Genomic DNA, 13,013 nt, shown 5'->3' on the forward strand with positions numbered 1-13,013 from the left:
GACCAGTTGACCTGCTAAACCCCTCGCGGCGATTTTCCGCGCATTTTCAAAGGGCAAGCCTCCCATTGGTATGGCGTTTTCAAGCCGTTCGCGGGGCGCGATAAGCTCTCAAGACCGAGCCGATTTAGGAACTGGATAAGGCATGCTCGAAAAGCACAGCGAGAATGAGGTTCATGTCGACAAGGTCGAGCAGGGACCTACGTCCTCGATCGCCTTCGGGCTGGAGCGTCTCGGGCTGATCGCAGTCCGGGCGCCGATCGTCTCCTGCATCGTCCTGCTCGTCCTGATCGTTGGCGCCGTGTTCGGCATCCACCGGATCAAGATCGACGATTCGCTGTCGCAGCTCTTCCGCTCCGACAGCCGCGAATTCCACCAATATGAAGAGGTGACGAAGAAGTTCCCGGCCGAGGAATTCGACGTCCTCGTCGTGGTCGAAGGCAAGAACCTCCTGGCGCGGAATAATCTCGAGAAGCTGCGTGACTTCGTCACCGACATGCAACTGGTCGAAGGCACGCGCGGGCTGGTGTCGCTGTTCTCGGCGCGCCAGGCGCCGGCGCCGGGCAAGCTGCCGGCAGCACTGTTCCCGGCCGAGCTGCCCGAGGGCGCCGACTACGACAAGTTCATCGAGACCGTCAAAAACAACGAGATCATCCGCGGCAAGCTGTTGTCGGAAGACGGCACGCTGGCGCTGATCGTGCTGTCGCTCGATCCGGAAGTGGTCGCCTCCAGCAAGCTGACCAAGACCGTCGCCGACATCCGCGCGCTGATGAAGGAGGATCTCAGCGACACCGGGCTCAACGTGCAGCTTTCCGGCGTGCCCGTGATGCAGCTCGAGATCCGCAACGCGGTCGAGCGCGACGGCCTCACCTACAACATCCTCGGCATCCTCGCCGGCTGCGTCATCGCCATCATCTTCTTCCGCAAGATCTCCTTCATGGTGGCGGCGGCATTCCCGCCGATGATCGCGATCCTGCTGGCTCTCGGCGCGCTCGGCTGGGCTAATTTCAATCTCAACATGTTCCTGAACGTGATGACGCCGCTCATCATGGTCATCAGTTTCTCGGACTCGATGCAGCTCACCTTCGCCGCGCGCGATCGGCTGATCGCGGGCCAGGACAAGTTCACCGCGTTCAAGAACGCCGTCCTGGTGGTGGGACCGGCCTGCGTGCTGACGCACGGCACCGCCGGCATTTCCTTCATCGCGCTCCAGTTCTCCAACTCCGACCTGATCCGCAAGTTCGGCGAGGCGGGCCTCGCCGCCACCATCATCGCGCTGGTCGCGGTGCTGTCGCTGGTACCGGTGTTCGGCGTGCTGCTCGTGCGCAACGAGAAGACGTTCGCAGTCAAATTCCAGAGCGCGGATGCCGGCGTCCAGGCGCTGCGCAATTTCTGCTACTGGATCGCGGTGCGCATGGTGGGCCGGCCCGGCCTGTTCAGCCTGATCGCGGTGCTGTTCGTCGGCGGCCTCGGCGTCATCTACGCCAATCTGGAGCCGCGCTACCGGCTCGCCGACCAGGTGCCGGACAAGCGGCAGGCGGTCGCCGCCAGCGATCGGCTTGATGCCAAGCTCACCGGCGCCAATCCGGTCAACGTGCTGATCCAGTTCCCGAAGGGTGAATCGCTCTATTCGCCGGAGACGCTCCAGACCATCGCGGACGTGCATGCGACCGTGGAGAAGGCGGCCGGGGTCGGCAATGTCTGGTCGGTTGAGACCCTGCGCCGCTGGCTTGCGGAAAAGGCCGGCAGCGCCGACGTCGCGACGCTGAAGGAATATGTCAGCGTCATCCCCGAGCACCTGGTGCGGCGCTTCATCGACGCCGAGCAGGACGCGGTCGTGGTGGCCGGCCGCGTGCCGGACAAGGATTCCAGCCAGCTCCTGCCGATCGTGGACAAGCTCGATTCCGAGCTCGATGCCGTCCGCAAAAAGCATCCGGGCTATGAGGTCGCGGTAACCGGTCTTGCCGCGATCGCCGCGCGCAACTCGGCCAGCATGATCGAGAAGCTGAACCGCGGGCTCACCGTCGAATTCGCGCTGGTCGCGATCTTCATTGGCCTTGCCTTCCGCTCCTGGGTGGTGATGTTCGCCTGCATCCTGCCGGGCATCTTCCCCGTCGTGATGTCAGGAACGGTGCTGTGGGCGATGGGCGAGGGCCTGCAATTCGCCAGCGTCGTCGCGCTCACCGTCTCATTCGGGCTGGGCTTGAGTGCCACCATCCACTTCCTCAACCGCCTCAGGCTGGAGAGCAAGCCGGGCGTCGGCTCGGCGCTCGCGGTGGAGCGGGCGACCGTGCTGGTCGGACCGGCGCTGATTCTGACCACGGTGGTGCTGGCCTGCGGCCTCGTCGTCACCGTGTTCTCCGACCTGCCGTCGCTGCGGCTGTTCGGCTGGCTCAGCGCCTTCTCGATGGTGATGGCCCTCGTCGCAGACCTCTTCATCCTGCGGCCGACGGCGATGTGGCTGATCAACCTGCATGCCAAGCTGCAGGGCACCGACAAGTCGGCGATCTAGTCGTCATCGCGCTCTCACATGGAGCGTCTTTCGGGCTCTCAAGCGCAAAGAGGCGCGCTTGGGACTGCCGATTTGTTTCAAGGCTGACGAACCTTTGCCGCGCGACCTTGTTCAACCAAGGGCTGCGAGAACGTCGTTTGGGATGTTGCTGATCAGCGGACAGGCGCGAGCGACGGCATTGTGAAACGCGTTGGGTGATAGCCGCAGCTCGAGGAGGGTTGCATGGGCGTCAAGCCAGAGCGTCAGTTTGAGCCAAATCCTGCCGGTGATCGCATCGACCCGCGGGATCCTGTCTTCTCCGGTTTAGCTCCTATCACCGGGGCCGGTGAACCTGTCGTGGACTGGGAGAAGGTCGTGCTCGTGACCGCGACCGTCGGCGTCTTCGCAGTTGCCGCCGGCCTGTCTTCACCGCTGCTCGCGTTGGTCCTCAAGAAGGAACTATTCAGCGATCTTCTGATCGGGGCCAATGCCGCGATGACGCCTATTGGGCTGTTGAGCTCGGCGCTCTGCGTGCCGCGATTTGCACAGCGCGTCGGCGGCGGCAGGGCCGCCGTCGGTTTTGCGCTGACGGCCGCCGCGGCTCTTGTCCTGATGGCGATCTTTCCCATGCTGTGGGTCTGGTTTCCGGCGCGGTTTGTGCTCGGTCTCGCCATCGGAGGCTTCTACATCGTCAACAAGGCGTGGCTGAACGAGATCGCCGCGCCAGTCTATCGCGGTCGCATCGTTGGAATTTACGCTGCCGTCCTGGCCTCGGGTTTTTCGCTAGGGCCGTTCGCGCTCGCGCTCACCGGCTCTTCAGGTTGGCTACCTTTCGCAGTAGGCATTTCGGCGCTGCTGACCGCTGCGCTGATCACGGCAATCTTCGCGCGCCGGCTTCCCGGCTTCGCAGTCGAACAGCGCGCTTCTGTCGCGAGTTTCCTGCCGCGCGCGCCGGTTCTTCTCGTCGCGGTCGGGGCCTTCGGCTTGTTCGATCAAGCCACGCTGGCTTTTCTTCCGGCCTTCGGGATGAGGAACGCATATTCTGAGCAAACGATGGCCATCGGCCTTGCCGTGCTCAATGGCGGCAACGTGGTCTTGCAGGTCCCGATCGGCTGGCTTGCGGACCGGTTTCCGCGACGGCTCGTGCTCTCAGGGTGTGCAGCCGCGACCGCAGGCGGCGCCGTCTTGCTGGCCGTTGCCGTCCGCCACGAACCGTTCGCGCTTTTTGCATTTCTGTTCGTCTGGGGCGCATGCGCATATGGCGTAACGACCGTTGCGCTCGCCGAGCTCGGCGATCGTTTCGGCGGTCCGGCGCTCCTGGCGGGCAGCGCGGCCTTCACGCTCAGCAGCGGCATCGGCGGAATGCTGGGCGGCCCGCTCACCGGCGCTGCCATCGACCATGCCGGCGACATCGGCCTGATACAGGTGTTGACGGCCACATTCGGACTGCTTGGGGTCCTTGCGATTGCCTTCCCCCTCACGCGTCGACCCTGACGATGAACTTAAGATTGAATGCGCACGTCGGAAGATGCCTGCGAAAATCGTCCATTGTCAGCAAAAAGCCCCCGGCTCGCGAGAACCGGGGGCCGTATTCCCTCTCGACGCGGGAAGGGGATCAGCCCTTCGTCAACGTGATGTTGACGCCGCGGATCTCGCCCTTGGAAGAGATCTGCACCGTCTGCTTGGTGCCGTTGGTGCGCAGCGAGAGGTTGGCGGCGAAGCCGTTGGCCTCGACGAACACCTCGATCTGGCCGCCGCCGGCGGTGCCTTGCAGATTGCCGAAGATGTTGCGGTTGGTCTCGCTCCAATTGCCGGAGATGCGCTCGCCCTGGCTCGTCACGTCGCTGGTGAGGTCAAACTTGTAGCTGTCGGACGCGCAGTGCAGCGCCTGCTTGAGATTGAGACCGGTGCCGGCGACCTTGTAGTCGGCCTTGCAGCGAATGCGCTCGGTGGAGCCGTCGGACAGCGACACCGTGCCGGTGGCGGTCCACGCGCCGTCGAAACCGGCAAACGGGCCAGACGACTGAGCGTGGCTCGTCGAAACCGAAAAGAGCAGCGCCGCCCCAATGCCAGCCGCCTTGATCGCCAGTCCAGATCGCCCAAAGAATGTCATCTTAAATATCCCGTTTTGGAACGACGCCCGCTTACGCTTGAGAACGTCTCGCCACATCGAAAGTTTAGTGCTCCGAGCCAGTGTCAGGTTCAAAGCCGAGCCGCCAGAGATGGCGGTTCACGACGCCTCGCGCCAGACGCGGGTAGGCCGATTTGCCCTGTTTCCGCGTGTTTCTGGCACGAAAGACGGGGCGGAGAGATGCAGCTCTGCAACAGGTATGCAGTAAAACGCAGCGTCCCTGAATTATGACGTAGTATCAATCTCTTACATTTGCCAATGAGGGCTCAGGGAAGACCTGATTTGGTGGACGCGGCGCCAATTTGGCCGCATTTGCCAGTGCTTGTGCCTTCTCTGAGGCCGCACCTCCCGCGGCGACTTGCCATCAGAACAATCCGTTCCGGTCGTCCGCCCTGTGCAGTCCGGGTCCGGTGCGATTCTGCCGTCAGAATGAAGGAATACAATGCGTAAGCTTCTCGTCGCTCTCACCCTGCTGTCGGCATCTGTTTCGACGGCGGCGTTCGCCCAGCAAGGGCGTGGCACGGACGCCGAGCAGAAGGCCTGCACGCGCGACGTGCAGAAGTTCTGCCGTCCGGTCATCGACCAGGGCGATTTCACCATCCTGGCCTGCCTCAAGGAGAACCGGGCCAAGATCTCGCAGGCCTGCGACCAGGTCCTGAAGACCCACAACCAGTAAGCTCGGCCACTGGCCCACAAAAGGCGGCCCCAGGGCCGCCTTTTCGGGCCGGATCCGCGGAAGGGCAGCCATCGAGAGACAGGATTGGTTTTGCGGCCGTATTCCCCTATATGGGGGCCGCGGCGGATCGCCGGCATGAGCCCGCGAGCGAAGAAGCCCTTCCTATCCAAACGATTGTAAACCAGCCCTCGATGACCTCTGCGAGCGAATTGCGATCCGGCAAGGGTGACCGCGACGAGAATTTTCCCGTCGCGTCCTGGATCATTCATCCGCGTCATCGCGCGCTGATCCTGGCGTACTACAATTTCGTCCGCACCGCCGACGACATCGCCGACCACGCGACGCTCCCGCCCGACGAGAAGCTACGCTTGCTCGACCTGTTCGAGGCGGAACTGCTCGGCAAGGGCGATACCCAGGCGGAGGCCGTGACTCTGCGCCGCGCGCTGGCCGAACGCGGCATGGCGCCGCGCCATGCGCTCGACGTGCTAGTCGCGTTCCGCATGGACGTGACCAAGCTGCGCTACGAGAATTGGGACGAAGTCATTCACTATTGCCGCTATTCGGCGATGCCGGTCGGCCGTTTCATGCTCGACGTCCACGGCGAGAGCACCTCGACCTGGGCCGCATCGGATGCGCTCTGCGCTGGCCTCCAGATCAACAACCACCTGCAGGATTGCGGCAAGGATTTCCGCGAGCTCAACCGCGTCTATCTGCCGCGCGATGCGCTGGCAGCACACGGCGCCTCCGTCGAGCAGCTCGGGCTGTCACAGTCGCCGCCGGCGATGCTGGCCTGCCTGCAGGCGCTCGCCGTCCGCAACGAAGCCCTGCTCGACGAGGGCAGGTCGCTAGCTGCGGAGATCCGGGATTTCCGCCTCGGCGTCGACGTCTCGGTGATCCAGGCCTATGCCGACCGCATCGTGCGCCTCTTGAAGGTGCGCGATCCCCTGCGCGAGCGCGTGCACCTGAACAAGTTCGAGCTGCTCACTTTCAGCCTTGCCGGGATGATCGGCGAAGCCGGCCGTCGCGCGATCGGACGCAAGGCCATTTCCAGACCGGGGACTGCACATGACGCTTGAGGCGACCTCGCCCGGCGCCAATTATGGCTCGACCGCATCCGGCAGCTCGTTCTATGCCGCGATGCGCATCCTGCCGCATGACCAGCGCGAAGCGATGTTCCAGATCTACAGCTTCTGCCGCCAGGTCGACGACATCGCGGATTCCGACGGCCCGCGCGAGGAGCGCCTCGCCGCGCTTCAGGAATGGCGCAACGACATCGACGCACTCTATCAGGGGCATCCGCCGCCGCGGCTGAAGGACTACGTTGCCTCGGTGAAGACCTTCGGCCTCAAGCGCGAGGATTTCCTGGCGATCGTCGACGGCATGGAGATGGACGTGCCGCAGGACATCCGCGCGCCCGACATGGCGACGCTGGATCTCTACTGCGATCGCGTCGCCAGCGCTGTGGGACGGCTGTCGGTGCGAGTATTTGGCCTGCCGGAAGAGGACGGGATCCAGCTCGCCTATCATTTGGGCCGCGCGCTTCAGCTCACCAACATCCTGCGCGACATCGACGAGGACGCCGGCCTCGGCCGCCTCTATCTGCCGCGCGAGGCGCTGCTGCATGCCGGCATCACCTCCAACGATCCGGATCGCGTGATCGCCGAGCGCGCGCTGCCAAAGGTCTGCCTGCCGCTGACGCAGCGTGCGAAGATGCATTTCGAGAAGTCGGACGAGATCATGAACCGCAACAAGCGCCGCGCGGTGCGCGCGCCGCGGATCATGTCGAAATACTATCATTCCATTCTGGATCTCCTGATTGCGCGCGGTTTCAATGCGCCGCGCCAGCCGGTGCGTGTGTCAAAGGTCACACGTATCCTGATCCTGCTCCGCTACGCTTTCATCTGATGCAAAACACAGCTCACATCATCGGCGCTGGAATTTCCGGCCTCTCCGCCGCCGTGCGGCTCGTCAATGCCGGCTTCAAGGTCGCCGTGCACGAGGCGACGCAGCAGGCCGGTGGCCGCTGCCGTTCCTATTTCGACGGCGCCACCAATCTCACCATCGACAACGGCAATCATCTGCTGCTGTCGGGCAACAGTCATGCGCGTGCCTATGCGCGCGCGATCGGCGCCGAGGCCGGTCTCGTCGGCCCTGAAAGCGCACAGTTTCCCTTCGTCGACATCAAGACCGGGCAGCGCTGGCAGATCGATCTCGGCACCGGCCGGCTGCCGACCTGGGTGCTCGACGAGAGCCGCCGCGTGCCCGACACCGGGCTCACCGATTATCTGAAGCTGGCGCCGCTGATCTGGGCCTCGGAAGAGACATTGGTCGGCAAGTCCATTCCTTGTGAAGGCGTGCTCTATCAGCGCCTGGTGCAGCCGCTGCTGCTCGCCGCGCTCAACGTCGATCCGCCCGAGGGCTCGGCCGGGCTTGCCGGTGCGATCGTGCGCGAGACGCTGCTCGCCGGCGGACAAGCCTGCCGTCCCCTGATCGCGCGCGACGGCCTCAGCGCCGTGCTGATCGAGCCGGCCGTGAAATTCCTGGCTGATCGCGGCCACACCGTTCAGCTCGGCCATGAGCTGCGTTCGTTTGCGACCAGTGACGGCAAGGCCAGTGCGCTGAATTTCGGCGGCGAGGATGTGATCCAGCTCAGTGAGGGCGATGTCGTCGTGATGGCGGTGCCGCCGCGCGCTGCAGCGGGCCTGCTGCCGGGGCTGAAGACGCCGACGGAGTTCCGCGCCATCGTGAATGCGCATTTCCGCATCACACCGCCGCCAGGCTCGGCGCCGATCCTCGGCGTGATCGGCGGCGTCGTGGAGTGGCTGTTTGCGTTCCCGAACCGGCTTTCCGTCACCATCAGCAACGGCGACCGTCTGGTCGACATGCCGCGCGAGGAACTCGCGCAGACGATCTGGAACGACATCTGCAAGGCCGGCGGCGTCTCCGGCGAGTTGCCTCCGTGGCAGATCGTGCGTGAGCGCCGTGCCACATTTGCGGCGACGCCGGCCCAGAACGCCCTGCGCCCGGGGCCGGTCACTGCGCTGAAAAACCTGTTTCTTGCCGGTGATTGGACTGCTACGGGATTGCCTGCAACCATCGAGGGATCGGTCCGGTCCGGTGATCGCGCTGCCGATCTGGTTCTCGCCGCCAAGCGGCCCTGACGGGCAAACATCCCCGGCCAATTTCAATCGACTATCGGAGCAATCGAGCGAGATGGATTCCGTGAACGCGACCAGCCGCGAGGCCTTGGAATCAAGCGCCTTGGAATCGAGCATTGCGTCGGCGACGCAGGGCGTCCTTGGCCTCCAGCAATCCGACGGCCATTGGGTCTTCGAGCTCGAGGCCGACTGCACGATCCCGGCCGAATACGTCCTGCTGCGCCATTATCTCGCCGAGCCGGTCGATGCCGTGCTCGAAGCCAAGATCGCCAATTATCTTCGCCGCATCCAGGGCGCCCATGGCGGCTGGCCGCTGGTGCATGACGGCGAGTTCGACATGAGCGCGAGCGTGAAGGCCTACTTCGCGTTGAAGATGATCGGCGACTCCGTCGACGCCCCGCACATGGTGCGTGCGCGCGAGGCCATCCATGCGCGCGGCGGCGCCATCAACAGCAACGTCTTCACGCGCTTCCTGCTTGCGATGTACGGCGTCGTGACCTGGCGCGCGGTGCCGGTGCTGCCGATCGAGATCGTGCTGCTGCCGTTCTGGTCGCCGTTCCACCTCAACAAGATCTCCTATTGGGCGCGCACCACCATGGTGCCGTTGATGGTGCTCGCAGCGCTGAAGCCGCGCGCGAAGAATCCGAAAGGGGTCGGTATCGACGAGCTGTTCCTGCAGGATCCGCGCTCGATCGGCATGACCGCCAAGGCGCCGCACCAGAGCATGGCCTGGTTCGTGCTGTTCCGCGCGCTCGACGGTATTTTGCGCGTGGTCGAGCCGCTGTTTCCCAAGAGCCTGCGCAAGCGCGCGATCGATGCGGCGCTCGCCTTCACCGAGGAGCGGCTCAACGGCGAGGACGGCATGGGCGCGATCTATCCGCCGATGGCCAACATCGTCATGATGTACGACGCGCTCGGCAAGGACGAGAACTTCCCGCCGCGTGCGATCACCCGCCTCGGCATCGACAAGCTGCTCGTCATCAAAGGCGACGAGGCCTATTGCCAGCCCTGCGTCTCGCCGGTGTGGGACACGACGCTGACCGCGCATGCACTGCTGGAAGCCGGCGGTGACAAGGCGGTGCCGGCGGCCAAGCAGGGCCTCGACTGGCTGATCCCGCGGCAAGAGCTCGAGGTGAAGGGCGACTGGGCGGTGAAACGGCCTGACGTGCGTCCGGGCGGCTGGGCCTTCCAGTACAACAACGCGCATTACCCCGATCTCGACGACACCGCCGTGGTGGTGATGTCGATGGACCGCATGCGCCGGGAGCACGGCGCCACCGGCTACGATGCCGCGATCGCCCGCGCGCGGGAGTGGATCGAGGGCATGCAGAGCGACGACGGCGGCTGGGCCGCCTTCGACGTCAACAATCTCGAGTACTACCTGAACAACATCCCGTTCTCGGACCACGGCGCACTGCTCGATCCGCCGACCGAGGACGTCACCGCGCGCTGCATCTCGATGCTGGCCCAGCTCGGCGAGACCGAGAAGACCAGCAAGCATGTAGCCGACGGGGTCGCCTACCTCCGGAAGACCCAGCACCCGGAGGGGTCCTGGTATGGCCGCTGGGGCATGAACTTCATCTATGGAACCTGGTCGGTGCTCTGCGCCCTGAACATGGCCGGCGTCCGCCATGGCGATCCCATGATTCGCAAGGCGGCCGACTGGCTGGCCTCGATCCAGAACGAGGACGGCGGCTGGGGCGAGGACGCCGTCAGCTACCGTCTGGACTACCGGGGATGGGAGGCTGCCCCCTCGACTGCCTCGCAAACGGCATGGGCCTTGCTTGCTCTGATGGCGGCAGGAGAGGTTGATCACCCCGCCGTCGCCCGCGGGGTGGAGTACCTGATTGCAACACAGAACGAAAAAGGACTGTGGGACGAGCAGCGGTACACCGCCACAGGCTTCCCCCGCGTGTTCTATCTACGGTATCATGGTTACCCGAAGTTCTTTCCGTTGTGGGCACTGGCGCGGTATCGGAACTTGCGGAACACCAACAGCAGGGTGGTAGGGGTCGGAATGTGACTTTGGGGACGGGGGACTATTTTACCGTGGGGAATACCATCGACCCGCGGCCGATACTGATCGTGACTGGATTGGTTCAGGAGGCCCGCATCGCGGCCGGGCCGGGAATGGCGGTCATCTGTTCATCCAGCAGCCCGACCCAGTTGCGGGCGCTTCTGACGGTGGTGGACCCTGACACGATTCGCGGCGTGATCTCCTTCGGCGTGGCCGGCGGGCTCGACCCGACGCTGCGCTCCGGCGACGTCGTGCTGGCGACCGAAGTGCTGTCCGGCGACACTCGCTGGGCCGCCGGGCTCTCGCTCGGCGACGATTTGATCGACCGCCTGACATCGGGCCGCCGCCGCGTGGTGCGCGGCAGCCTCGCCGGCGCCGAGGAAGTGGTCACCAAGCGCGCCTGCAAGGCGGCGCTGCACTCGGAGACGGGGGCCTCGGCCGTCGACATGGAGAGCCACATCGCGGCCGCCTACGCCACTGAAGCCGGGCTGCCCTTTGCCGCGGTTCGCGTCATCAGCGATCCCGCCCATCGCGCGCTGCCGGCGCTCGCCCGCGCCGCGATCAAGCCGAACGGCCAGATCGATCTCGCCGCCGTGCTGCGCGGCATCGTCCGCAATCCGGCAACGCTGCATGCGCTGGTCTCGACCGGCATCGACTTCAACCGCGCGCTGCGCTCACTTCGCGGCTGCCGCGATTATTTGATCGGGACGGAGCTGGTCGAGAGCGAGGCGCTGGTTTCCAAGGCGGCCTGAGCGGCGGTGAAGAACTGGCGAAAGACAAGGCCCGGTCAAGCACCGGGCCTTGTGCTTGTTGTGCGTAGCTCAATTGGAGCGGCTTATTCGCGATAGCGTGATCGCAAGAGCATCAGCCTGGCACTCCGAGGCGATCGCTTCCTGCCGTCTTCAAAAGCTCATCAGCGATCTCAAATCATAGAGCCCGGAGAAACTCTTTGGCTACATCGAGATGATCAGGACTGGCCACCTTACTTAGATTCCTTTTTGCCAAAAGTAGCGAGGTGACCATTAAAGCCTGCGACATGAGCTCGTCTTCAAGAAAGGTCGGAAAGCATTGAGCCTCGATCAAACACAACTCAAGTTCGTCAGGGCGCCGACTAGTTTCTTGAGTGGCCTCAAAACAGACAAAGCTATAGCACCAATTGTTTTGAAGTGCAGCGTTCGGCCTATATCTGCCTGCCTGATACCAATGCTTCGACGCGTAACCGGTTTCTTCAAACAGCTCCCCTTGTGCGGCTTCAAGAGGCGTGCAACCGCTGGAAATCATGCCGCCAGGCAACTCATGATTTCTGACAGATGCTCCGTGTCGAAATTGTTTGACGGAAATTAGCTCCTGCTTTTGCGTGAACGCAATAACGTTCACCCAATCGGGACAGGAGAGGACATGGTATCGTTCGCTCGCCGCAGAATTCCTTGAGAGCCAATCGAAGCTGCGAACCGCAAAGAATTCAAAATCACTATCAATTTCATTCGATCTCATGACGCTTCATCTCTTGTAACAGCCATGCTCGATCTTCGTCGCTGAATATTAAGTCGACCAATTGGCCGTTCTCGTACGATCGGGTGCGATATCCGCCTCCAGCAACCGGACTGCGTCTATCGTGGATATTGTGCAATAAGATCATTATAGATGTGGTACATACGATGACCATCGTCGCAGAGTTGGCGAGGTCCATTGCCTTCAACAAATAGCTAGCGCCTCGACCATAGAACGCAAATGGATCTTCCATTCCTTGAATTCGCAGATCAGCTATTTCGGAGACTCCATTTCGCCAGTCGTCCATCGACTCGCTGGATCGCGGGTAGCTTGTTCGGGCGGCTTCGATTGAGATGCCGCTGAGAACTCCCAGATTTATCGATCGTAATTCGTTTGGGACCACCGTCGGTAATGATAGACGCGCACCTACAATCTGGGCGGTTTCAATCGTTTGGATGGTGGGCACTGCGACTATCTCGCTGGGGACAGGAGAGAGGGTTGTTAAGCGAGCAGCCACCGAAGTTGCCTGCGCTTTACCCAGTGGCGTCAATGGTGTTCCCGGGCCACCCGGAATGCCGATCAAATTCTTTTCGCAGTGCGCATGCCTAACGAGGATAAGTCTCATCGAATACGAGGCCCTTTAAGGACAGCCGGAATGCCGGCTGCCAGATATCCGTCGGGTATGTTTTGCCTCACAAATGAGAGAGCTCCTATCGTGCAGTCTTCCCCAACAGCAATACCTTGAGCGATCGCGGCTCCCATGCCGACAAACGTGCAACGGCCAATCGCAGCTTCCGATCCGATGTTCGCCCCCGGGCCCACGGTCGAGAAATCCTTGATGACTGATCCAGCGCCTATAGTAACGTTTGCATTGATGACGACCGATCTACCCAATCTGACGCCAGCACCAATCACGACCCCCGGAAAAATTATACATCCGCTGTCAACGTGGGATGGACCCACACGTGTAACACTGGTGTCGATAGCCGAAGCTAGTTGCAAATCAGGCGTTGCAGCTAAGAGGCGCCCAAACACCAGTAGGCGACTACGAG

At 63.0% G+C, this 13,013-nt stretch carries 11 protein-coding genes; 8 read left to right on the forward strand and 3 right to left on the reverse strand.

Features of this window, described 5'->3' with window-relative positions:
- Positions 1-142: 142 nt before the first annotated feature.
- Both IVA81_RS06985 and IVA81_RS06990 read left to right on the forward strand, forming a co-directional pair.
- Positions 143-2,509: an MMPL family transporter gene (locus tag IVA81_RS06985; RefSeq protein ID WP_247314100.1), complete on the forward strand. Its 2,367-nt coding sequence runs from the start codon at positions 143-145 to the stop codon at positions 2,507-2,509.
- Between the two features lie 222 nt (positions 2,510-2,731).
- On the forward strand, positions 2,732-3,982 hold the full coding sequence (locus IVA81_RS06990; RefSeq protein ID WP_247314102.1) for an MFS transporter: 1,251 nt from the start codon (positions 2,732-2,734) through the stop codon (positions 3,980-3,982).
- 121 nt (positions 3,983-4,103) lie between these two features.
- Here IVA81_RS06990 and IVA81_RS06995 read toward each other — a convergent pair whose 3' ends face one another.
- Positions 4,104-4,601 (reverse strand): hypothetical protein, encoded by a 498-nt coding sequence (locus IVA81_RS06995; protein ID WP_247314104.1) that lies wholly within the window; start codon positions 4,599-4,601, stop codon positions 4,104-4,106.
- A 460-nt stretch (positions 4,602-5,061) separates the two neighbouring features.
- Here IVA81_RS06995 and IVA81_RS07000 point away from each other — a divergent pair, with 460 nt between their 5' ends.
- The 6 genes from IVA81_RS07000 to IVA81_RS07025 all read left to right on the forward strand — a co-directional run bounded on the left by IVA81_RS07000 (position 5,062) and on the right by IVA81_RS07025 (position 11,222).
- Complete coding sequence (locus IVA81_RS07000; RefSeq protein WP_018315694.1) at positions 5,062-5,295, forward strand: hypothetical protein; 234 nt, start codon at positions 5,062-5,064, stop codon at positions 5,293-5,295.
- A 191-nt stretch (positions 5,296-5,486) separates the two neighbouring features.
- On the forward strand, positions 5,487-6,371 hold the full coding sequence (gene hpnC / locus IVA81_RS07005; protein ID WP_247314106.1) for a squalene synthase HpnC: 885 nt from the start codon (positions 5,487-5,489) through the stop codon (positions 6,369-6,371).
- A complete protein-coding gene (gene hpnD / locus IVA81_RS07010) occupies positions 6,361-7,200 on the forward strand; it encodes a presqualene diphosphate synthase HpnD (RefSeq protein ID WP_247314108.1) in 840 nt (279 codons plus the stop codon). The genes hpnC and hpnD overlap by 11 nt, the downstream gene beginning before the upstream one ends.
- Positions 7,200-8,456 carry a hydroxysqualene dehydroxylase HpnE gene (hpnE, locus tag IVA81_RS07015; RefSeq protein ID WP_247314111.1) on the forward strand — a complete coding sequence of 419 codons (1,257 nt, stop codon included), beginning with the start codon at positions 7,200-7,202 and terminating at the stop codon, positions 8,454-8,456. The genes hpnD and hpnE overlap by 1 nt, the downstream gene beginning before the upstream one ends.
- A 52-nt stretch (positions 8,457-8,508) precedes the next feature.
- Positions 8,509-10,476 carry a squalene--hopene cyclase gene (gene shc / locus IVA81_RS07020; protein WP_247314113.1) on the forward strand — a complete coding sequence of 656 codons (1,968 nt, stop codon included), beginning with the start codon at positions 8,509-8,511 and terminating at the stop codon, positions 10,474-10,476.
- On the forward strand, positions 10,473-11,222 hold the full coding sequence (locus tag IVA81_RS07025; protein ID WP_247314115.1) for a phosphorylase: 750 nt from the start codon (positions 10,473-10,475) through the stop codon (positions 11,220-11,222). The genes shc and IVA81_RS07025 overlap by 4 nt, the downstream gene beginning before the upstream one ends.
- Positions 11,223-11,397: 175 nt before the next feature.
- Here IVA81_RS07025 and IVA81_RS07030 read toward each other — a convergent pair whose 3' ends face one another.
- Positions 11,398-11,964 (reverse strand): NUDIX hydrolase, encoded by a 567-nt coding sequence (locus tag IVA81_RS07030; RefSeq protein ID WP_247314117.1) that lies wholly within the window; start codon positions 11,962-11,964, stop codon positions 11,398-11,400.
- A complete protein-coding gene (locus IVA81_RS07035; RefSeq protein WP_256469315.1) occupies positions 11,951-12,586 on the reverse strand; it encodes a histidine phosphatase family protein in 636 nt (211 codons plus the stop codon). The genes IVA81_RS07030 and IVA81_RS07035 overlap by 14 nt, the downstream gene beginning before the upstream one ends.
- Positions 12,587-13,013: the final 427 nt, after the last annotated feature.

This window comes from Bradyrhizobium sp. 141 (assembly GCF_023074055.1).
In the GTDB taxonomy this organism is placed as follows: Bacteria; Pseudomonadota; Alphaproteobacteria; order Rhizobiales; family Xanthobacteraceae; genus Bradyrhizobium.